Source organism: Lysobacter sp. (genome assembly GCF_035655815.1).
In the GTDB taxonomy this organism is placed as follows: Bacteria; Pseudomonadota; Gammaproteobacteria; order Xanthomonadales; family Xanthomonadaceae; genus Lysobacter_J.
On record NZ_DASRTS010000057.1, the window covers coordinates 14,421 to 36,053 of the forward strand.

Here is a 21,633-nt window from a genome sequence, read left to right on the forward strand (position 1 = left end):
TCGAGTCGGCTCAACGGTCCTTGAGTTGCTCGAGGATGTGCTCGGCCGACGACACGCGGAATTCCCCCGGCGCCTCGACGTTGAGCAGCTTCACCACGCGGTCCTCGGCGTACAGCGCGAAACGCTTGGCGCGGCGGCCCATGCCGTAGCCGCTGGCGTCGAGTTCCAGGCCGAGCGCCCGGGCGAAATCGCCGTTGCCGTCGGCCAGCATCAACAGGCCTTCCGGCACGCCCTGGCTCTCGCCCCAGGCCTGCATCACGAAGGGATCATTGACGGCCATGCAGGCCACGTCGATACCGCGGCTGCGGAAGTCCTCGAAGTGCTGCACGAAGCCGGGCAGGTGCTTCTCCGAGCAGGTCGGCGTGAACGCGCCGGGGACCGCGAAGAGCACGACGTTGCGGCCCTCGAACAGCGCGTCGGTGTCGATGGTCTCCACCCCTTCGCGGATGCGCTGCAGGGTGACTTCGGGAATGCGGTCGCCGATCTGGATGGTCATGGCCGGTCCTTGGGGAGGTCTGAACGGATTCTAGACGGCGCGGCGAAACATCGCGTCAAACGCTGCTTGAAATCCGCACTGGCGATCCTACCTCCGCCCGTGGCGGCAACGCCGCCAATGCACAGTCAGCCAAGCCAATCGGAGAGTGAGCGATGAACATCGTCCGTTACCGTCAGTGGCCGGGCCAGGCCTCGTTGCAACACGACATGAAGCAGGCGTTCGATCGCCTGTTCGAAGGTTTCTTCGACCAGGCCGATTCCGACGACAGCTCCGTGGTGACCAGCCAGTGGGTGCCGCGCGTGGACGTCAAGGAAGAGAACGACCGCTTCGTGCTCTACGCGGATCTGCCCGGAATCGACCCCAACGACATCGAGGTCTCGATGGACAAGGGCATCCTGTCCATCCGGGGCGAGCGCAGCAGTGAGACATCCACCCAGACCGAACGCTTCTCGCGCATCGAGCGCCAGTACGGCAGCTTCCATCGCCGTTTCGCGCTGCCCGACAGCGCCGATCCCGACGGCATCCAGGCGCACGGCCGCCACGGAGTGCTGGAGATCGTGATTCCCAAGCGCGCCGAATCGGCGCCGCGCCGCATCCAGGTCAACCAGGGCGAGCACCGCAGCCTCGATATGGCCTCCAGGCCCCAGTAAGCTCGGCCTCGTCCCAGCAGTGCGTTAACCTCCTGGCCTGCGGCACCCTCCGCGGGCCAGGCTTTTTGGACGGATCGATCGATGCAGTTCAAGGATTACTACGAGACCCTGGGCGTGGAGCCCAGCGCGGGCGAGGCGGAAATCAAGACCGCCTATCGCCGGCTCGCCCGCAAGTACCACCCGGACGTCAGCAAGGAACCGGGCGCCGAAGAGAAGTTCAAGGCGGTCAACGAGGCCTACGAGGCGCTGCGCGATCCGCAGAAGCGCGAGGCCTACGACCAGTTGCGCGCGCGCGGCTATCGGCCGGGCGACGAAGTCCAGCCCCCGCCTGGCGGCTTCGGCGGCAATGGCTACGGCGGCGGCGTGGACTTCGAGGAGATCTTCGCCGGTGGCGGGGCCGGCGGCGGCTTCAGCGACTTCTTCGAGAGCCTGTTCGGCCGTGGCGGCGGGTTCGGGCAGCGGGGTCCGCAGCCGCGCGGCGACACGCGCGCGAAGCTGGCCGTCTCGCTGGAGACTGTCTACGAAGGCGGCACCGTGCGCATTTCGGTCAACAACAAGACCCTGGACGTGCGCGTGCCCAAGGGCATTCGACCGGGCCAGGTGATCCGCCTGGCCGGGCAGGGCGCGCATGGCGATCTGCTGCTGGAGATCGAGTACGCGGCGCACCCGCGGTTCGAAGTCGACGGGCGCAACGTGATCCACGTGCTGCCGGTCGCGCCATGGGAAGCGGCGCTGGGCGCGACGGTGAGCGTGCCGACCCTGGGCGGGGCGGTGGACCTGAAGATCCCGCCCAATTCCGAGGCGGGGCGCAAGCTGCGGCTGCGCGGTCGCGGCCTGCCGAACGATCCGTCCGGCAAGCATCCGCCCGGCGATCAGATAGTCGAGCTTGAGGTGCTGGCGCCGCGTCCGCACGACGATGCGCAGCGCGAGGCTTACGAGACGATGCGAGAGGCATTCGGCGACGACTGGCGTCGCGCCTGAGCTACGCCCGGTAAGGGCGACGGCACTCGGGGCCGGTCAGGCCTTCATGACCTGTCCGATCACTTCGGACAGGTCGGACTCGCTGAAGGGCTTGGTGATGTAGGCCTTGGCGCCCTGGCGCATGCCCCACACGCGGTCGGTGTCCTGGTCCTTGGTCGTGACCAGCACCACCGGGATGTGCGCCGTGGTCGGCTCGCGGCAGATGGAGCGGGTGGCCTGGAAGCCGTTGAGGTTCGGCATGACCACGTCCATCAGGATCATGTCGGGCAGCTCGCGCTTGGCGGCTTCCACGCCGGCCGCACCGTCCTCGGCCGTGATCGCCTCGTGGCCGAGTTTTTCGACGATGCGCCGGATGCCCATCAGCTGCGACGGCGAGTCGTCGACGATCAGAATGCGTGCCATGCCTGTCCCCCTGAACCTTGCGCGATTGTAGCCAGCGTCATGGCGACCGCAACAGCGGGTGCGACCGAGTCCCGGCGATCTTCTGCGCCAAATACGTGCGTCAGATCACGACCAGCGTACGGCCCAGCGAACCGCCCTTGAGCATGTTGGCGAAAACGTCCGGCAGTTCGTCCAGTCCCACCTCGCGCGTGCAGATGCGGTCGAGGTGGCGAGGCTTCCAGTCGCCGGCCAGATGCGTCCAGATCTGCTCGCGGATATCGCGCGCAGTGCCGGCGGAGGCGACGCCCAGCAACGACACGCCGCGGATGATGAAGGGCATCACCGTCGTGGGCAGATCGGCCGATGCGGCGAGCCCGGCGCTGGCGACATTGCCGTAAGGGATGGTCTGGGCGAGCAGGCTGGCCAGCATCGGACCGCCGACATTGTCGAGTCCGCCTCCGAAACGCGCGGACTCCATCGGGCGCGTCGTGGACAACGCATCGCGCCCGAGTACCTGCGCAGCGCCGATGGCCTTCAGGTAATCGGCGTGCTCGGGCTTGCCGCTGATCGCGTGCACCTCGAAGCCGGCCCGGCTGAAAATGTCGACCGCCAGCGAGCCCACGCCGCCGGTCGCACCGGTCACCGCCAGCGGCCCCAGTTCCGGCGCCTGCCGGTTCTCGCGCATGCGGAACAACGCCAGCGCGGCAGTGAAGCCAGCCGTGCCGAGGATCATGCTCTCGCGCAGCCCCAGTCCCCTCGGCAATGCGATCACCCACTTGGCTTCCAGGCGAACGTACTGGCTGTAACCGCCATCGCGCGTCTCGCTGAGCCCGCACCCGGTCACCAGCACCTCGTCGCCTTCCCGGAACTTCGGATCGGTCGAGGCCACCACGTGGCCGGCGACGTCGATGCCGCCGACCAGTGGGAACCGGCGCAGGATCTTGCCCTCACCGGTACCGGCGAGCGCGTCCTTGAAATTCACCGAGGAGTACGCGGCCTTGATGACCACTTCGCCCGAGGCGAGATCGTCGATACCGATCTGCTCAAGGCCGCTGCGGTAGCCGTCGGCGTCGTTGTGGATGCGGAAGGCGTTGAAAGAGGTGGGGATGTTGGTCATGGGAAACTCGCATGAAGGCACGGCGACACCTGGCTCGTCATCCCGGCGAAGGCCGGGATCCAGTTGGCACGTACCCGATGATATCCGGGTAGAGGTCGCGCCAGCGGGGATTGGTCGATTCGATGAGCTTCAGTTTCCAGGCGCGACGCCACTCCTTGATGGCTTTCTCTCGTTCGATGGCCGACTTGATTGATTCGTGCTGCTCGAACCAGACGAGCGAGTGGATGTGATAACGCTGAGTGAAGCCGCTTGCCACACCGGTTCGATGCTCATGTACGCGTCGGATCAGGTTGGTGGTGACTCCAACGTACAGCGTGCCATTGCGCCGACTCGCAAGGATGTAAGCGCAGGGATGCTTGGCCACTCCGAAGTCCCGTCATCACGGCGAAGGCCGGGATCCAGGCTGGCAACGTTCCCGACGCAGGGTCGCCGCGAAATCGGATGATGCCGCGTGGTGAGATCAGCTCAGGTGTGCTGTAAGGCGTCTTGCCTGGATCCCGGCCTTCGCCGGGACGACGATGTGGCGTGTACCCGGTGTGCCGGTGGTGGAATCACCGCATCGCCTTGCGCCGCTTCTCGTCCATCCATTTGTCGGCGTGGGCCGGCTGGTAAGCGCGCATCCATGCCAGCATCGCGTCGAGGTCGTCGCCGTGCCAAAGGTCGTCGCGCTGGTCGGGGTGCAGGAAGCGTTCGGCGACCATGCGGTCGAGCATGCCCATGAGCGGCGAATAGAAGCCGTCGACGTCGAGGAACGCGCACGGCTTGTCGCCAATGCCGAGCTGGCGCCAGGTCAGCATCTCGAACATCTCGTCCAGCGTGCCGAAGCCGCCGGGCAGGGCGATGAAGCCGTCGGAGAGGTCGAACATGCGCGCCTTGCGCTCGTGCATGGAGCCGACGACTTCCAGGCGCGTGACGCCCTTGTGCGCGACTTCCCAGTTGACCAGTTGCTCGGGGATCACGCCGACCACTTCGCCTCCCGCGGCGAGCACGGAATCGGCCACCACGCCCATCAGGCCGACGTTGCCGCCGCCGTAGACCAGCGTCACGCCGTCCTTCGCCAGACGCGTGCCCAGCGCGATCGCGCGTTCGGTGTAGATCGGCTTCGAGCCGGAGTTGGAACCGCAATAGACGCAGACGGATTTCATCGGATAGCCGGGATGCAGGATTGGAGATTCGGAGTTCGGAAATGCAAACGCCGGGCATGGGCCCGGCGTTTGCGTGGCATGGGATGCGATCGGGCGGCTGGCGTCTTCGCTTTTACGAATCCCCAATCCCGAATCGCGAAACCCGAAGATCAGTTCGCCTTGTGGATCGAGCGTTTGGCGACGGCCATCGCGGCGTCGTGTACCGCTTCGGACAGCGTCGGGTGCGCGTGGCAGATGCGGGCGAGGTCGTCGGCCGAACCCTTGAACTCCATGGTCAGCACGCCTTCGTGCACGAGTTCGGACACGCCCACGCCGACCAGGTGCAGGCCAAGCACGCGATCGGTTTCCTCATGCGCGATGACCTTGACGAAGCCGGCCGGCTCGCCCATGGCCACTGCGCGACCGATGGCCGCGAACGGGAAGGTGCCCACCTTGTACGGCGTGCCGTCCGCCTTGAGTTGCTGCTCGGTCTTGCCGACCCAGGCGATTTCCGGCTCGGTGTAGATGACCCACGGAATCGTGTCGAAGTTGACATGGCCCGGCAGGCCGGCGATCAGCTCAGCCACGGCGATGCCTTCCTCGAAGCCCTTGTGCGCCAGCATCGGGCCGCGCACGCAGTCACCCACGGCCCAGACGCCGTCGACGCCGGTGTGGCAATGCTCGTCCACCTCTACCATGCCGCGCTGGTCCAGCTTCACGCCGGTGCCTTCGGCCAGCAGGCCCTTGGTCGCGGCACGACGGCCGACGGCCACCAGCAGCTTGTCGACGACCAGCGTCTGCTCGCCTTCGGCATTGGTATAGGTGACGTGGACTTCCTTGGACTTGCCCTTGCCCTTCACTTCGGCATTGCTGACCTTCGCGCCGAGCTTGATATCCAGACGCTGCTTCTTGAACTCCTTGGCGGCGGTCTTGGCGACTTCGGCGTCGGCCGCGGCGAGGAAGTCGGGCAGGGCCTCGAGCACGGTGACCTCGGCGCCCAGGCGCTTCCACACGCTGCCCAGTTCCAGGCCGATCACGCCCGCGCCGATCACGCCCAGGCGCTTGGGCACGGCGGTGAAGTCCAGCGCGCCGACGTTGTCGACGATGTTCTCGCCGTCGAACTTGGCGAAGGGCAGTTCGATCGAGTCGGAACCCGCGGCGATGATGACGTTGGTGCCCTTGAGCTCGACCTCGGAACCGTCGTGCTGCTTGACCTTGACGACGTTGCCCGGCTGGAGCTGGCCGAAACCGTAGAACGGCGTGACCTTGTTCGCCTTGAACAGCATCGCGATGCCGCCGGTGAACTGCTTCACGATCTTGTCCTTGCGGCCGATCATCGCCTCGACGTCGATCCTGGCGTCCTTGAAGCTGATGCCGTGCTCGCCGAACAGGTGGCCCATGTTCCAGAACTGGCGCGACGAATCGAGTAGCGCCTTGGACGGAATGCAGCCCACGCGCAGGCAGGTGCCGCCCAGCGCGGGCTTGCCGTCCTTGCCAAGCGCGGCGTCGATGCACGCGGTCTTCAGGCCGAGCTGCGCGGCGCGGATGGCCGCGTGGTAACCGGCCGGGCCGGCGCCGATGACGACTACGTCGAATTGCTGCTGTTCGCTCATTGCTTTTCTCGGGAATGGGGAATGGGAAATAGGGAATCGGAAGGGCGGGAACGGGGCGGGCTGTTATTCCCGATTCCCCATTCCCGATTCCCGGTTCCTCACATGCCCAGCAGCATGCGGTGCGGATTCTCGAGCTGGTTCTTGATGTCGACCAGGAACAGCACCGCGTCCTTGCCGTCGATGATGCGATGGTCGTAGGACAGCGCGATGTACATCATCGGCGCGGCGACGACCTGGCCGTTCTCGACGATGGCGCGTTCCTTGATGGCGTGCATGCCCAGGATCGCGCTCTGCGGCGGGTTGACGATCGGCGTGGACATCAGCGAGCCGAAGGTACCGCCGTTGGTGATGGTGAAGGTGCCGCCTTGCAGGTCGTCCAGGCCCAGCTTGCCGTCGCGCGCCTTCTTGGCGTACTCGGCGATGCCCTTCTCGATGTCGGCGAACCCCATGCGCTCCACGTTGCGCAGCACCGGCGTGACCAGGCCCTTGTCGGTGGAGACGGCGATCGAGATGTCGGCGTAGCCGTGGTAGATGATGTCGTTGCCGTCGACGGAAGCGTTGACCACCGGGTGCTTCTGCAGCGCGTTGGCGGCGGCCTTCGCGAAGAAGCTCATGAAGCCCAGCTTGATGCCGTTGGCCTTCTCGAACTGCTCACCCAGCTCCTTGCGCATGGCCATGACCTTGCCCAGGTTGACCTCGTTGAACGAGGTGAGCATGGCGATGGAGTTCTTGGACTGCATCAGGCGCTCGGCGATGCGGGCGCGGATGCGGGTCATCGGCACGCGCTCTTCCGGACGCGCGCCGCCGGCCACGCCGCCGGTCTTGCCCGCGGCGTAGTTGACCAGGTCTTCCTTGGTCACGGCGCCGCGACGGCCGGTGCCTTCCACCTGCGACGGATCGATGCCCTGGGTCACGGCGGTGAAGCGCGCGCCCGGCGGCAACTGGTCGACGCCACCGGCGGCCTTGGTGGCTTCGGTCGCGGCGGCCTTCGGGGTCACCGGCTGGGCTTCGGCGGTGGTGGCTGCGACGTTCTTGGCGTCCAGGGCCGCGGCCTTGTCGGCCTTGGCTTCCGGGGCGGGCGCAGCGGCGGTGGCGCCTTCCTCGACGACGGCGATCAGCTGCTGGCTGGTCACGGTGTCGCCTTCCTTGAACTTGATTTCCTTGATCACGCCGTCGACCGGCGAGGGCACCTCGAGCACGACCTTGTCGGTCTCCAGGTCGACGATGTTCTCGTCGCGCTTGACCGCGTCACCGACCTTCTTGTGCCAGGTCGCGATGGTTGCGTCGGAGACGGATTCGGGCAGAACGGGAACTTTGATCTCGGTGCTCATGGGGCGGGCATCCTGGATGACTTGATCGGTGTGTCGGGGGCTAGTGTGGGCGGCGGCGGTTAGCGGGCCGTGTTCATTCGGCCGTGATCTCGCCGCGCAGCGGATTCTTCAGCGCATCGGCGACCAGCGCAGTCTGCTCGGCGACGTGGTCGGCGAGGTGGCCGGCGGCCGGCGAGGGCGAGCGGGCGCGTCCGGCGTAATGCAGCGTCTGGCCGGACTGCAGGCAGGCGGTCAGGTGGTGGCGGATCTGGTACCACGCACCCTGGTTCTGCGGCTCTTCCTGGCACCAGACCACGTCGGTGGCGTTCTTGAAGCGCTTGAGTTCGGCCGTGAGCAGCGCGCGCGGGAACGGATACAGCTGTTCGACGCGCAGGATGGCCACGTTGTCGATGCCCTGCTTCTGCTGCTCTTCCAGCAGGTCGTAGTAGACCTTGCCGCCGCAGACGACGACGCGCTTGACCTTCTTCACGTCGGCCGACGCATCGGGAATCAGGTGCTGGAACTCGCCCTTGGCCAGTTCGTCCAGGCTCGACACGGCCAGCTTGTGGCGCAGCAGCGACTTGGGCGTCATCACCACCAGCGGCTTACGCGTGGTCATGCGCATCTGGCGGCGGATCATGTGGTATGCCTGCGCCGGCGTGGTCGGCGTGCAGACGATCATGTTCTCCAGCGCGCACAACTGCAGGAAACGCTCCAGGCGCGCGGAGCTGTGCTCCGGGCCCTGGCCTTCGTAGCCGTGCGGCAGGAACAGCGCCAGGCCGCACAGGCGACCCCACTTGGCCTCGCCCGACGACAGGAACTGGTCGATGACCACCTGCGCGCCGTTGGCGAAGTCGCCGAACTGGGCTTCCCAGATGTCCAGCGTCATGGGATCGGCGGTGGCGTAGCCGTACTCGAAGCCCATCACCGCCTCCTCGCTGAGCAGCGAGTCGATGATGGTGACGTCGGACGGGTTCTTGACCAGGCGACGCAGCGGCAGGACGTACTCGTCGTTGCTCTGCTCGTGCAGGATCGCGTGGCGATGGAAGAACGTACCGCGGCCGCAGTCCTGGCCGACCAGGCGCAGCTTGTAGCCTTCGTCCAGCAGGGTGGCGTAGGCGAGGTTCTCGGCGAAGCCCCAGTCGCCCGGCTGCTCGCCGGCGGCCATCTTGCGGCGGTCCTCGTAGATCTTGGCCACGCGCGGATGCAGCTTGAGATCGGCCGGCACGTCGTTGATGACGGTGGCCAGCTTGTCCAGCTTCTTGCGGTCGAAGGTCGTATCGACCGCGTCGCTGAGCTTGCCGGACAGGTACTTCGACCAGTCGATGGTGAACTCGTCCGGCTTGACCTCGACCACCTCGGTGGTGACGGTGCCGTCGTCGAGCTTCTGGCGATAGCCGTCGACCAGCGCCTGTGCGTCGGCCTCGGCCAGCGTGCCTTCGGCCACCAGCTGCGCGGCGTACAGCTCGCGCGGCGTCTTGTGCTTGCGGATGACCTGGTACATGACCGGCTGCGTCGCCGCCGGCTCGTCGGCCTCGTTGTGGCCGTGGCGGCGGTAGCAGACCAGGTCGATGACCACGTCCTTGCCGAACCGGTTGCGGAAGTCCAGCGCCAGCTCGGCGCAGAACACTACCGCTTCCGGGTTGTCGCCGTTCACGTGCAGGACCGGCGCACCGACCATCTTGGCCACGTCGGTGCAGTACAGCGTCGAGCGCGCGTCCTGCATGGCGCTGGTGGTGAAGCCCACCTGGTTGTTGATGACGATGTGCAGCGTGCCGCCGACGCGGAAGCCGCGTGCCTGCGACATCTGGAACAGCTCCATCACCACGCCCTGGCCCGCGAAAGCGGCGTCGCCGTGGATCAGGATCGGCAGCACCTGCTGCGCGCCCTTGTCGCCGCGGCGGGTCTGGCGCGAACGTACGGAGCCGGCGACCACCGGGTCGACGATTTCCAGGTGCGACGGGTTGAACGCCAGCGCCAGGTGCACCGGGCCGCCCGGAGTGGCGACGTCGGCCGAGAAGCCCATGTGGTACTTCACGTCGCCCTGGTGGGCGAGGTCGCTGTGGACGTGCTCGAACTTGCCTTCGAACTCGTCGAACAGGTGGCGCGGGGGCTTGCCGAGGGTGTTGATCAGGACGTTGAGGCGGCCGCGGTGGGCCATGCCGATGACGACGTCCTTGGCACCCTGTTCGCCGGCGCGGCGGATGGTGGTGTCCATCAGCGGGATCAGCGCGTCGCCGCCTTCCAGCGAGAAGCGCTTCTGGCCGACGTACTTGGTGCCCAGGTAGCGCTCCAGGCCGTCCGCGGCGGTCAGGCGCTCGAGGATGCGCTTCTTGTCCTCGGCGGTGCGGCCGAACTTGCCGCCGGCCTTTTCCAGGCGCTCGTAGATCCAGCGACGCTGCTCGGCGTCGGCGATGTGCATGAACTCGGCGCCGATCGGGCCGGTGTAGGTGGCCTTGAGCAGCGAAAGCAGGTCGCCCAGCTTCATGCGGTCGTTGCCGCCCACCCCGCCGGTGCTGAACTCGGCGTTGAGGTCGCTGCTGGAGAGGTTGTGGAAGGCCAGGTCGAGGTCGGGCGCTTCAGGCTTCTGCCACAGACCCAGCGGGTCGATGTCGGCGCCCAGGTGGCCGCGCGATCGGTAGGCGGTGATCAGCCGGCCGATGTGGCGTTCACGCTCGTCGCCAGCGCCCGCGGCCACCGTGACCATGCCACGGACGGCCTGGCGGCCGGCCTGCGCGATCTGTTCGATGACGGCCGAATGCGGGACGTCCCCCGCCTCGCGGCCCTTGAAGCCGTCGAAATACGCCTTCCATTTGGGATCGACACTGTCCGGAGAAACCAGGTACTGCTCGTACAGGTCTTCGACGAAAGCGGCATTGGCGCCGAGCTGGGAGGACTGGGAGAACTGCTTCAGGAGACTGTCCACGATGGCGATCGGGAAACTCGGTGGGAGAAGGCGGAGAGGCCTGGATGCACGCGTTGCGGCTATTCAGGCGCCAAGATTCGGAATTATAGCCCTTGGCTGGCGGCAAACGGCTAACACTTACGTCGAAACGGAACATCGCCCGATGCCGAAAAGCGGGCATCGCGCGCGCGTGCCAATAGCGTTGGGTCGCTGGCCCGCGCTTCAAGTCCGAGGGCCGGGGCGCGCCGGTTCACAGCCCCAGCGCACGGAACTCGGTGCAGGGGCGCGCACGCTCCCAGACCGGTTCGAAATGGGCCCGCAGCTGGCGGGCACGTGCCCCGTCGTCCAGCCGCGTCTCGCCATCGAAGCGATGCCCAAGGGGCCGGAAGTACCAGCCGGACGTGTCGTTGGCGACGTAGGCGGACGCGTAGTCGCGGTCGACCGGCTCCTCGATGGCGCGGAACTGGAACGCGCTGGTCAGCCGCTGGCCCAGGCCGAGCAGGGGCGCGATGGCGCGCTGCGGCGATGCCGGGTCGTGCAGGAGGACGCGGACCTCGCCGCCGCCCAAAGCGAAGCGCCGCAGGGCTGCCACGGCCTCGGGCTGGTCCAGCAGACCGGGGTCGAGGTCGCGCGTGTAAACGAGCATTTGCCGCCGCGCACCCTTGGCCACGCCGAGCGCCGCCGCCAGTCCGGCCGCGCGACCGTCGACGGGGTTCACCGCGCCCAGCATCAGCCGCATCGACTGATGCGCGAGTCCGGCTTCTGAAAAGCGCGGCCCGTACGGGAGAAAGCCCTGGCGGGCGTAGAAGGGAATCGCCGGCACCTGCGCGTGCAGGGTCACTTCCGGCCAGGCCAGTTCGCGCGCCTGCTCCAGAAGCGCCTTGAGCAGCGCCTCGCCCACGCCCCGGTTGCGCCAGCCGGCGAGCACGGCCATGCGGCCGATGCGCTGGTCCGGGGTAAGCCGGCCCGTGCCGATGGCGCGGCCGTCCGCATCGCGGGCGATCACGTGCCGGCTCAGCGGGTCGAGTGCGTCGCGCTCGATCTCGACCGGCACGTTCTGCTCGCGCACGAACACCTCGTCGCGGACAGCGCGCAGGTCGGCCAGGGCATCGTGGAACGCCACCGGTTCGACCCGGAAGGCCGGCGTGGCGTTCATTCCTCTTCGTCCGCCAGCGTGAGGCGGTAGTGGCCGGCCTGGAGCAGGGCGATGACGCAGTCGCGTCCGTCTTCCGACAGCCCGGCATAGGCCTCTCCGTCCAGCACCGGCGAATTGGCGATGAGCGATGCGTCGCCGGCGGGTAGCGCGTAGTCGTGGCCGCTCACGTACAGGCGCGCGGGCTCGCCCTTGCGATGCGCGCGGCGCCACGCCATGCGCGACCACGGATGGCGCTGCAGGCTGGCGCCCTGTTGCAGGTCCCATTCGATCTCGATGCGCGAACGGTTGTCCTCGCCCGGATGCACTTCGCCCGCGGCGCGGTAGACCGTCATGAAGCGTCCGAACCAGTCGCCCAGGCGATCGGGGTCGTTCATGCGCAGCAGATTCAGTGCTTCCACCGCGCGATTCATCGCCGCCGCGTCGATCTCGGCGGGGTCGGCCGCCGCGGACAGGTCGGGGTCGGCGTAGCGCAATGCCTCGTCGGCGTCCGCTGCGAGCGTGTCCACGAAATCGCCCAGCAGTTCCGCCGCGGCGGGCGCGCGCATGCCGACCGAAAAGGTCAGGCAGGCGTCTTCGGCCACGCCGTTGTGCGGCACGCTCGGCGGCAGGTACAGCATGTCGCCCGGGCCGAGCACCCAGTCGTGGGTGGGCGTGAACTCGCGCAGCAGCTTGAGTTCGACGTCAGGACGGAACTTCTGCGACGGGGCGGGGCGGCCCATCGCCAGGCTGGCGTCGATCTGCCAGCGACGGTGGCCCTGCGCCTGCAGCAGGAACACGTCGTAATGGTCGGTGTGCGGGCCGACCGAGCCGCCCGGCGCGGCGAAGGAAATCATGATGTCGTCGATGCGCCAACGCGGCAGGAACGCGAAATGCTCCAGCAGCGCACCGACGTCGGCATCCCACTTGTCCATGTCCTGGACCAGCAGCGTCCAGTCCTGGTGTGGCATGCGGGGGAACTCGTCCTCCTCGAACGGGCCCTGGCGCAACGTCCAGCGGTCGTTGACGCGGTCGTGCATCACGATGCGCGACAGCGCGCCTTCCTCGCAGGCGAGCCCGGCCAGGTCTTCGGGCTGCAGCGGCGACTCGAAGCCGGGGAACGCGTTGCGGATCAGCAGCGGGCGCTTGTGCCAGTAGTCGCGCAGGAAGGCGTCCGGCGGCATGCCCAGCGGCGGCTGGTGGCGCGCATCGATCTCGAAGGGAAGCTCGCGGCGTGCGGGCGATGTGGACGCTTTCGCGGCACTGGTTTTCTTTGGTGCGGTCTTGCGGGTCATGTGGCGATCTCGTCGTAACCTCGGCCGAGGAACTGCAGCAGGCACCAGCCGTGTCCGAACGGATCGGCGACGGTGACGATGCGGCCCCAGTCGGCCTGTCGGATGTTGCCTTCCTGGATTGCGCCGGCTGCCAGCGCGCGTGCGAGTGCGACGTCCAGGTCGTCCACCACCACGTCGCAGTGCACGGGCGTCCAGTGGCGGGCGTAGTCGCGTGCGGATGTTGCGGTCCCGGCGGAGCCGGCGTCCTTGCGCAACAGGTAAAGCGGGGATTCGAAGCCGAGCAGTTCCACGACATCGGGTCCGAAACGGCGTGCCGGCGTCAGCCCGAAGGCGGCGGTGTAGAACGCCTCGGCCTTCGCCAGGTGCGGCACGTCGATGTTGACCAGCAGCTTCATGGCACGGAAGGCGACGGTTGCGAGAAGCGGATGTCCAGGCCGTTGGGGTCGCGCACCACGAACTCGCGCAGGCCGTACGGCCGGTCGCCGAGCGGGTGGACGATGGTAACGCCGCGATCGCGCAGTTCGTCGTGCAAGGCATCCACGTCGCTGGTCATCAGCCGCAAGCTGATCCAGCGCGGCGCAGTCGGTGCGTTCGCGTCCTCTGCCACGAACAGCCGCTGACCCTGGCGATGCAGTACGGCGAAGCCGCCCGTGCGCCGTGCCACCTCGAACCCGAGCGCGCGGTAGAACACCAGCGACGCCTCGATGTCCGGTCCCACCACCTCGATCACACCCTGCGCGTAGTCGCCCATGCCTGCGGCCGGTGCATCTCCCTGCATGTGGTGTCCTGGATTCATCGGTATCGGAGCAATGGCTACAGGTCGAGTGGGGTCTGCTGGTGGCTGAGCAGGCGCCAGTCGGTGCCGATCGCCAGGTACACGCTGGAAACTAGGGCGCGGTACGGCTTGAGTGAATCGGCGCGCGTGGCCGACACGCGGTAGGCCAGCACGGCCACGAAGGTTGCCGGTTCGGAGAACGCGATGTCCTCGATCTCGAATCCGCTCCACGGTTCCGCGCCGGTGACGGACGACAGCACCGCCTCCTTGTCCATCGGTCGCGGCACGCCGGGCAGCAGCATCAGGCCGTCGTCGTAGAAGTGCTCTCGGTAGTACTCGACGTCGCCGGCGGCATTCCAGAAGCCGCGTTCGATTTCGAGCACTTCGGTCATCGGATTGCGGATGGTCACGGCACGGCTCCGGTGGGGACAGGACCGCGAGTCTCGGCCAGATGCCGTGACGCGACGGTCATATCGCGTGGCCGGAGCGTGCAGGCTTGCCTCAGATTTCCCGCGCCAGCCGTTCGGCCAGGCCGACGTAGCTGCCCGGCGTCATCTCCATCAGGCGCTGCTTGTCGGCCGCGGGCAGTTCGAGTGAGGCGATGAACTCGCGCATCGAGGCTTCGGTGATGCCCTGGCCACGCGTGAGCGCCTTGAGCTGCTCATACGGATTGGGCAGCCCATGCCGGCGCATCACGGTCTGCACGGCCTCGGCCAGCACTTCCCATGCGGCGTCGAGGTCTTCCGCCAGGCGCTGCGGATTGGCGCTGAGCTTGCCCAGGCCGCGCTGCAGGGCGTCGAAGCCGATCAGCGCGTGGCCGAACGCGGTGCCCAGTGCACGCAACACGGTGGAGTCGGTCAGGTCGCGCTGCCATCGGCTGATGGGCAGCTTGGCGGCGAAGTGTTCGAACAGCGCGTTGGCGATGCCGAAGTTGCCCTCGGCATTCTCGAAGTCGATCGGATTGACCTTGTGCGGCATGGTCGAGCTGCCCACTTCGCCGGCCTTCACGGCCTGCTTGAAATAACCCAGCGAGATGTAGCCCCAGATGTCGCGGCACAGGTCGATGGCGATGATGTCGATGCGGCGCTGCGCGTCGCAGATCTCGGCGATGCCGTCGTGCGGTTCGATCTGCGTGGTGTACGGCTGCCAGTTCAGGCCCAGCGAATGCACGAAGCGCTCGGAGAACGCCGGCCAGTCCACTTCCGGATATGCGGCCACATGGGCGTTGTAGTTGCCCACGGCGCCGTTGATCTTGCCCGGCATGCGCGCGCCGGCCAGCGTCTCGCCCTGGCGCTGCAGGCGCGCGACGACGTTGGCGATTTCCTTGCCCACCGTGGTCGGCGAAGCGGTCTGGCCGTGCGTGCGCGACAGCATCGGCAGCGCCGCATGTTCGTGCGCCATGGCGCGCAGCTTCTGGATCAGCTCGTCGAGTTTGGGCAGCAGCACGAACTGGCGCGCCTCGTTGAGCATCAGCGCGTAGCTGAGGTTGTTGATGTCTTCCGAGGTGCAGGCAAAGTGCACGAACTCCAGCGCAGGGCCGAGCTCGGCATCGTCCTTCAGGCGCTCCTTGATGAAGTACTCCACCGCCTTGACGTCGTGGTTGGTGGTGCGCTCGATCTCCTTCACCCGCGCCGCGTCGGCCGGCGACAGGTTCTCGGCCAGTGCGCGCAGGCGCGCGGCGGCGGTCGCGGAGAACGGCTTGAGTTCGACGATGCTCGGTTCGTCGGCCAGTGCCAGCAGCCATTCCACTTCCACCTTCACGCGCGCCTTGATCAGGCCGTACTCGGAGAAGATCGGGCGGAGCGCATCGACCTTGCCGGCATAGCGGCCATCGAGCGGAGACAGGGCGAGCAGCTGGGCTTCTACGGACATGGCGGATTCGGCAGGGGGCGAAGGCAAACCGCGATTCTACTACTCCCGCCCGGCCGGCCCGGCCGACGCGATACGGCGGCCACGCCCGCGGCGTAAGCTCGGCGCATCCAACCCCCGAGGACAGCGCGATGGCGAAGCAGCCCAGCGGCCGCGGCAGCGGCTTTCGTACCGAACACGACAGCATGGGCGAGTTGCAGGTGCCCGCGCGGGCACTGTGGGGCGCGCAGACGCAGCGCGCGGTGCAGAACTTCCCGATTTCCGGGCAGCCGATGCCGCGCGAGTTCATCCGTGCGCTGGGCCTGATCAAGGCAGCCGCGGCCGAGGTCAACGGCGGCTTCGGCCTGCTCGGCAAGGGCGTGTCGCGCGACATCCGCGCGGCGGCGCTGAAGGTGGCGCAGGGGGAGCACGACGGGGAGTTCCCGGTCGACGTGTTCCAGACCGGCTCGGGCACCTCCAGCAACATGAACGCCAACGAGGTCATCGCCACGCTTGCCGCGCAGGACGGCAAGCGCAGGGTGCACCCCAACGACCACGTCAACCTGGGCCAGAGCTCCAACGACGTCATCCCCACGGCCATCCGCGTGTCGGCGCAGCTGGCCACGGTCGAGCAGCTGCTGCCTGCGCTGCGGCACCTGCGTCGCACCATCGAGAAGCAGGCGCGCGCGCTGGGGCGCGTCACCAAGACCGGGCGCACGCATCTGATGGACGCCATGCCGCTGACGTTCGCGCAGGAATTCGGGGCCTGGGCGTCGCAGCTGGCCTCGGCGCAGGCGCGCATCGAGGACGCGCTGAAGCGCGTGCGGCGCCTGCCGATCGGCGGCACCGCCATCGGTACGGGCATCAACGCGGACCCGCGCTTCGGCAAGGCGATGGCGCGCGCGCTGTCGACATTGTCCGGCACCAAGTTCGAATCGGCCGACGACAAGTTCGAAGGCATCGCCTCGCAGGACGATGCGGTGGAACTGTCCGGTCAGCTCAGCACGCTGGCGGTGGCGCTGATGAAGATCGCCAACGACCTGCGCTGGATGAATTCCGGCCCGCTGGCGGGGCTGGGGGAGATCGAACTGCCGGCGCTGCAGCCGGGGAGCTCGATCATGCCGGGCAAGGTCAATCCGGTAATCCCGGAAGCCACCTGCATGGTCTGCGCGCAGGTGATGGGCCACCACACCGCAATTACGGTGGCGGGGCAGAGCGGCAATTTCCAGCTCAACGTGATGCTGCCGCTGATCGCCTACGACCTGCTCGACTCGATCCGCCTGCTGTCGAACGTCATGCAGTTGCTGGCCGACAACGCCATCGCCGGACTGAAGGCGCGTCCCGAGCGCGTGCGCGAGGCGCTGGACCGCAATCCGATCCTGGTGACGGCGCTCAATCCGATCATCGGCTACGAGAAGGCTGCGGCCATCGCAAAGCAGGCCTACAAGGAAGGTCGCCCCGTGCTCGACGTGGCGGTGGAGCTGAGCGGACTATCGGCGAAGGAACTTCGCGGTCTGCTCGATCCCGCTGCGCTGACGCGCGGCGGCATCCACGAAGGGGCGGGCGGCGGCGGTTGATCGCCATCGCGGTCAAGACGGTTGCGCGCCAAAACGCGCGGGCCGGTGCCCACGACAGCACCGGCCCGCACGCCACCACGGTTTACTGCTGCGAAGGCGCCTGCGCGTCCTTCGCGGCCTGGGCTGCATCCGCCGCCGCGGCCGCCGTCGCCCTGCGGCCCTTGTCGTCGGCTTCCTCGCGGCATTCGTCGATGTCGGCCTGGGTCATGTCCGCATACGGCTTGAACTCGGGCAGCGCCGCGGCCAGGCGATCCTGTGAAGCTTTCATGCCGGGCAACAGGTCGCACAACTTCAGTGCGGAGACCCGGATCTTGTCCGCCTCGGCCTCCACGCGCTTTTCGATGTCGTCGGTATTGCCGGTAAAGACGCCCTTGAGCGACTCGGTCACGGCCTTGGTCGCCAGGTCCGCGCCCTGCAGGCCGATGTCCATGCCGGAGTAGGCCACCTTCACCAGATGACCGCGGTAATCCAGCAACAGCCTGCGCTGCTCCGGCGTGACCGGCACGGCCTTGCCGTCGATCAGCAGGTCGCCCTTCGGCGTCAGTTCGACGCGTTGGCCGTTCTCGTTGTCGCTGTCGATGCTGATGTTGCCGGTAGCGATCTCCTCACGGGCCTCGGCGATGGCCGACTGCACCGTGCTGGATACCGAGGAGGCCGTCTTGCTGGCGGTCTGGCCGGGAGAACCCGTGTTCGCGCCGCAGGCGGACAGCAATGAGATGCCACCGAGGGCCACGGCGAGGGCAAGCGTGCGTTTGGCGAGGGTCATGGCAGGTTCCTGGAAGGGGAAAACTCAGTCGTCCGAGGGGACGTCGACGCGTCCGGTGATGCCGCTGTGATCGACGGAGCCACTGCCGACGCGGCGCACGGTGAGGCTGCCGCGCACGTCGTGTGCATCGAGCCCGCCCGAACCGATCCGGCCCGCGCTGACGTTGCCGCCGACCTGGTTGACCTGCAGATCGCCGGAGCCGATCTCCTCGACCGTCACGTCGCCGCCGACATCGCGCAGTTCCACGCTGCCCGAGCCGATGTCGCCGATCACGGCCTTGCCCTTGATGCGCCGCGCGTTGAGGTCGCCCGAACCGACCGACAGCACGTGCAGCGAACCGATGGTGTCCAGTTCGATATCGCCGGAGTTGACGTCCGCCGTGACCTGGCCGCGGATGTTGCGCGCTTCCACGTCGCCGGAGCCCACGTCGGCGCTCATGGCCGACGCGCCTTCGACGCGCGCATCGCCGGAACCTACGTCCACCTGCACCATTACGTTGTCGGGTACGGTCGCGTTCAACACCAGATAGGCGTAGTGGTTGCCGCCGAAGTTGAACTGCACGATGTCGTCGCGCTCGGCCTTGACCACCAGCTTCTCGCCGACACGCTGCTGGGTGACGGTGAGGTCCTTCAGCCGATCAGGATTTGAAGCACAGGCCTTGCCCTTCACCTCGGCCTTCGCACCCGGTGAGGCCTTCACCACCAGATCGTGCGGGCCGATGTCGAACATCACGGTCTTGACGCCGCGCAGGTCGAGTTGCAGGTCGCGCGGTGCGGTGTGGCGGCACTCATCGGCCGCCAAGGCCTGGCCGGCCAGCAGCGCGAAGGGGAGGGCGGTCAGGGTGAGCAGCGAATGGCGCATGGGTGACTCCTTGTTCTGGGTGCTACTTGGATGCGCGTGATGTGCGGCTGGTTGCGTCTGTGGGCGTATATCGCGTGCGCCCTGGAGTTAGCTGATGCCGTCCTGGCGTTGGGCTGCAGGCTCCGGGTTGCCCGGCCCGGCCATCCTTGGCCGGGCATTCGGCACGCCGCGCGGCAGTGCCGCGCAAGCGGCGTGCCTCATCCCTCATCCCGCCAACGGCGGAGGCGGATGGCGCCGAAGATCATCGCCGCACCGGCGACCGCGCCGACCCACAGCTGCGGCGTGGCGAGCACCGAGTACATCGTGCGCAGGCTCAGCACCGAGTGGATCGCCTGCGGGCCGTCGACATCGATGCCGCCGACGTTCGCCACGTCGAACCACGTGCCCGGCACCACGCTCAGCAGGCTGCGGGCGACGACGTTCTGCCAGAACCAGCCGCTGCCCAGGTCGAACAGCTGCATCAGGTCGAACCAGCTGACGAAGATGCCGGCGAAGATCGGGATCATGATCGCCCACAGGAACGGCTTGCTCTTGGCCCATGCAGAGCAGAGCATCAGCCAGCCCACCGTCGGCAGCGCCCACAGTGCGTAGATCGGCAGCGACGCGATCAGGTGCGCGCTCACTTTCAGCGGGCTCGCCGGGCCCCACAGCATCGTGATCGGGTTGCCGCCGTGCATCAGCACCATCAGGCTGTACAGGATCATCGAGCCGAACACCGTGAGCACCGCTGCGATGGCCGCGATGGCGGGCGCCATCAGCGTGGCGCTGATGACCTTGGACAGCACCGTGTCGCGGTCGGAGATGGGCAGCGACTTCCAGAACAGCACGCTGCGGTCGCGGCGGTCGTCGTACAGGCTGCCCAGGCAGTAGAAGAACACCACGAAGGCCAGCACGATGAAGGGCCAACTGGCGCTCATGTACAGGCTGGCGTCGATCACGCCGCCGAACTCGCGCAACTCGTCGGGGCTCATGTTGGCCGTGAGCTGCGACAGGTCCAGTCCGTTGACCTGGAAGCTGCCGCCTTCGACGTTGATGGTCGCGCGGTCCGGCACCTTGCGCAGCAGTACCTCGCCGGCACCGATGCCCATCAGCGTGAGCAGCAGGAGGATGCCGCCGGCCATCAGCGGTGCCCAGAAGAAGCCGCCCTTGTGCTCCCAGAATTCGCGCTTGAGCAGCATGCCGTACGTATGCGTGGGGTGCGACGTGGCGACGGTGCGCGGCAGGGATTCGTTGATCGCGTTCATGCGTAGGTCCCCTTCATGGTGGCGACGAACAGGTCGGCCAGGCCCGGCGTGCGGGTCTCGCCCAGCCCGGCCAGGTGCTCGCGCGGCACGCCGTCGAACAGCATCACGGTCTTGCCGAAGGGCAGGGCGCGTTCGTCGATCGGCTTGAGCGCGCGTGCATCGGCCGTCTTCTCGCCGTTGACCATTACCTCGGTGAAGCGGTCGCCCAAGGTTTCCATGTCGTTGTTCAGCACGACCTTGCCGTCGCGGATGAACATCACGTCGGTGAGGATGTGTTCGATCTCCTCGACCTGGTGCGTGGTGACCAGGATGGTCTTCTCCTCGTCGAAGTAGTCTTCCAGCAGGCGCTGGTAGAACTGCTTGCGGTAGAGGATGTCCAGGCCCAGCGTGGGTTCGTCCAGCACCAGCAGGCGTGCGTCGATGGCCATCACCAGCGCGAGGTGCAACTGCACGATCATGCCCTTGGACAGCTCGCGCACGCGCATCTGCGGCTTGAGTTGGGTGTGGGCGAGGAAGCGCTCGCACTTGGCGCGGTCGAAGCGCGGATGCACGCCGGCGACGAATTCGATCGCCTCGCGCACCCGGATCCAGCGCGGCAGCACCGCGACGTCGGCGATGAAGCACACATCGCGCATCAGCTCGTCGCGTTCGGTGCGCGGATCGCGACCCAGCACGCGCAGTTCGCCGTCGAACGGGATCAGCCCGAGGATGGCCTTCAGCGCGGTCGTCTTGCCGGCGCCGTTGGGGCCGATCAGGCCGATGCGGTCGCCGCGCATCAGCAAGGTGGAGAAGTCGCGTATGAGGATCCGGTCGTCGTAGCCGTGGGACACGTGCTGGAGCTCGGCCACGAGCTTGCCCGAGCGCTGGCCCTCGGCCAGGGCGAACTTGACGTCGCCCGAGCGCTCGCGCCGTTCGGCGCGCTCCACCCGCAGCCGCTCCAGGCGGCGCACCCGGCCTTCGTTGCGCGTACGGCGCGCTTCCACGCCCTTGCGTATCCAGACTTCTTCCTGCGCCAGAAACTTGTCGAACTTGGCGCTCTGTTGTTTCTCCGCCTCCAGCCATTCAGCCTTGCGGGTCTGCCATTCGCTGAAATTGCCCGGGAAGCTGAACAGCTTGCCGCGGTCCAGTTCCACGATGCGCGTGGCCACGGCGTCCAGGAAGCGCCGGTCGTGCGTGATGATCACGGCGCTGCCCTTGAAGCCCAGCAACAGCTGTTCCAGCCAGAGGATGCCGTCGAAGTCCAGGTGGTTGGTGGGTTCGTCCAGCAGCAGCAGGTCGGGTTCCTCGACCACGGCGCGCGCCAGCGCGACGCGCTTGCGCTGGCCGCCGGATAGGCTGCCGGCCGGCGCCTGCGGGTCCAGGCCCAGCTTGTCGACCAGGGCGTTGACCCGCGCGGGCCGCTGCCAGTCCTCGGTCTCGGTCAGGTCGCCGCAGAGAATGTCGTAGATGCTCTGGCCGGGGTCCAGCTCGGGCTCCTGCTCCACGGTGGCGACCTTCAGGCCGTTCAGGCTCTGCACCTGGCCGTCGTCGGGGGCGATGCGCTTGTCCAGGATCTTCA

General features: G+C 67.4%; 21 protein-coding genes and 1 pseudogene. 3 read left to right on the plus strand and 19 right to left on the minus strand.

Features of this window, described 5'->3' with window-relative positions; genetic code table 11:
* Nucleotides 1–10 precede the first annotated feature (10 nt).
* Nucleotides 11–496 (minus strand): peroxiredoxin, encoded by a 486-nt coding sequence (locus VFE83_RS15575; RefSeq protein ID WP_324907800.1) that lies wholly within the window; start codon nt 494–496, stop codon nt 11–13.
* Between the two features lie 152 nt (nt 497–648).
* Here VFE83_RS15575 and VFE83_RS15580 point away from each other — a divergent pair, with 152 nt between their 5' ends.
* Entirely contained in the window at nt 649–1,146 is a 498-nt protein-coding gene (locus VFE83_RS15580) for an Hsp20/alpha crystallin family protein (RefSeq protein WP_324907802.1), read from the plus strand.
* An 81-nt stretch (nt 1,147–1,227) separates the two neighbouring features.
* Nucleotides 1,228–2,127, plus strand: coding sequence for a DnaJ C-terminal domain-containing protein (locus tag VFE83_RS15585; protein WP_324907804.1), 900 nt, complete (start codon nt 1,228–1,230; stop codon nt 2,125–2,127).
* 36 nt (nt 2,128–2,163) lie between these two features.
* Here VFE83_RS15585 and pilH read toward each other — a convergent pair whose 3' ends face one another.
* The 13 genes from pilH to purB all read right to left on the minus strand — a co-directional run bounded on the left by pilH (nt 2,164) and on the right by purB (nt 15,651).
* Nucleotides 2,164–2,529, minus strand: a complete 366-nt coding sequence (pilH, locus tag VFE83_RS15590) for a twitching motility response regulator PilH (RefSeq protein ID WP_324907806.1) — start codon at nt 2,527–2,529, stop codon at nt 2,164–2,166.
* Nucleotides 2,530–2,629: 100 nt separating this feature from the next.
* Complete coding sequence (locus VFE83_RS15595; RefSeq protein WP_324907808.1) at nt 2,630–3,625, minus strand: YhdH/YhfP family quinone oxidoreductase; 996 nt, start codon at nt 3,623–3,625, stop codon at nt 2,630–2,632.
* A 37-nt stretch (nt 3,626–3,662) separates the two neighbouring features.
* The gene (locus VFE83_RS15600) at nt 3,663–3,989 is read right to left on the minus strand and encodes a GIY-YIG nuclease family protein (RefSeq protein WP_324907810.1); all 327 of its coding nucleotides are present in this window, start codon (nt 3,987–3,989) and stop codon (nt 3,663–3,665) included.
* Nucleotides 3,990–4,176: 187 nt separating this feature from the next.
* The gene (locus tag VFE83_RS15605; protein ID WP_324907812.1) at nt 4,177–4,770 is read right to left on the minus strand and encodes a TIGR00730 family Rossman fold protein; all 594 of its coding nucleotides are present in this window, start codon (nt 4,768–4,770) and stop codon (nt 4,177–4,179) included.
* 149 nt (nt 4,771–4,919) lie between these two features.
* Nucleotides 4,920–6,362, minus strand: coding sequence for a dihydrolipoyl dehydrogenase (gene lpdA, locus VFE83_RS15610; RefSeq protein ID WP_324907814.1), 1,443 nt, complete (start codon nt 6,360–6,362; stop codon nt 4,920–4,922).
* Nucleotides 6,363–6,460: 98 nt separating this feature from the next.
* Nucleotides 6,461–7,693, minus strand: coding sequence for a dihydrolipoyllysine-residue succinyltransferase (gene sucB, locus VFE83_RS15615; protein ID WP_324907816.1), 1,233 nt, complete (start codon nt 7,691–7,693; stop codon nt 6,461–6,463).
* Nucleotides 7,694–7,766: 73 nt separating this feature from the next.
* Nucleotides 7,767–10,598 carry a 2-oxoglutarate dehydrogenase E1 component gene (locus tag VFE83_RS15620; protein WP_324907818.1) on the minus strand — a complete coding sequence of 944 codons (2,832 nt, stop codon included), beginning with the start codon at nt 10,596–10,598 and terminating at the stop codon, nt 7,767–7,769.
* A gap of 229 nt (nt 10,599–10,827) precedes the next feature.
* Nucleotides 10,828–11,733, minus strand: a complete 906-nt coding sequence (locus VFE83_RS15625) for a GNAT family N-acetyltransferase (RefSeq protein WP_324907820.1) — start codon at nt 11,731–11,733, stop codon at nt 10,828–10,830.
* Nucleotides 11,730–12,893, minus strand: a complete 1,164-nt coding sequence (locus VFE83_RS15630) for a cupin domain-containing protein (protein ID WP_324907838.1) — start codon at nt 12,891–12,893, stop codon at nt 11,730–11,732. Before VFE83_RS15630 ends, VFE83_RS15625 begins: the two co-directional genes overlap by 4 nt.
* Nucleotides 12,894–13,000: 107 nt before the next feature.
* A complete protein-coding gene (locus VFE83_RS15635) occupies nt 13,001–13,399 on the minus strand; it encodes a VOC family protein (protein WP_324907822.1) in 399 nt (132 codons plus the stop codon).
* Nucleotides 13,396–13,800: a VOC family protein gene (locus VFE83_RS15640; RefSeq protein ID WP_324907824.1), complete on the minus strand. Its 405-nt coding sequence runs from the start codon at nt 13,798–13,800 to the stop codon at nt 13,396–13,398. Before VFE83_RS15640 ends, VFE83_RS15635 begins: the two co-directional genes overlap by 4 nt.
* Before the next feature lie 17 nt (nt 13,801–13,817).
* On the minus strand, nt 13,818–14,189 hold the full coding sequence (locus VFE83_RS15645; protein WP_324907826.1) for a hypothetical protein: 372 nt from the start codon (nt 14,187–14,189) through the stop codon (nt 13,818–13,820).
* Between the two features lie 91 nt (nt 14,190–14,280).
* Entirely contained in the window at nt 14,281–15,651 is a 1,371-nt protein-coding gene (gene purB, locus VFE83_RS15650; RefSeq protein ID WP_324907828.1) for an adenylosuccinate lyase, read from the minus strand.
* Nucleotides 15,652–15,779: 128 nt separating this feature from the next.
* Here purB and VFE83_RS15655 point away from each other — a divergent pair, with 128 nt between their 5' ends.
* Entirely contained in the window at nt 15,780–17,204 is a 1,425-nt protein-coding gene (locus tag VFE83_RS15655) for a class II fumarate hydratase (protein WP_324907830.1), read from the plus strand.
* A gap of 82 nt (nt 17,205–17,286) precedes the next feature.
* On the opposite strand, the gene VFE83_RS15660 is transcribed toward VFE83_RS15655, so the two are convergent.
* From VFE83_RS15660 to VFE83_RS15680, 5 genes and pseudogenes are all read right to left on the minus strand, one after another.
* Nucleotides 17,287–17,970: a hypothetical protein gene (locus tag VFE83_RS15660; RefSeq protein WP_324907832.1), complete on the minus strand. Its 684-nt coding sequence runs from the start codon at nt 17,968–17,970 to the stop codon at nt 17,287–17,289.
* Nucleotides 17,971–17,994: 24 nt separating this feature from the next.
* On the minus strand, nt 17,995–18,831 hold the full coding sequence (locus VFE83_RS15665; RefSeq protein ID WP_324907834.1) for a DUF4097 family beta strand repeat-containing protein: 837 nt from the start codon (nt 18,829–18,831) through the stop codon (nt 17,995–17,997).
* 197 nt (nt 18,832–19,028) lie between these two features.
* Complete coding sequence (locus tag VFE83_RS15670) at nt 19,029–20,075, minus strand: hypothetical protein (RefSeq protein WP_414674767.1); 1,047 nt, start codon at nt 20,073–20,075, stop codon at nt 19,029–19,031.
* Nucleotides 20,072–20,851: an ABC transporter ATP-binding protein gene (locus VFE83_RS15675; RefSeq protein WP_324907843.1), complete on the minus strand. Its 780-nt coding sequence runs from the start codon at nt 20,849–20,851 to the stop codon at nt 20,072–20,074. Before VFE83_RS15675 ends, VFE83_RS15670 begins: the two co-directional genes overlap by 4 nt.
* Nucleotides 20,852–21,040: 189 nt before the next feature.
* A pseudogene (locus VFE83_RS15680) lies at nt 21,041–21,592 on the minus strand (ATP-binding cassette domain-containing protein); the annotation flags it as partial.
* Nucleotides 21,593–21,633: the final 41 nt, after the last annotated feature.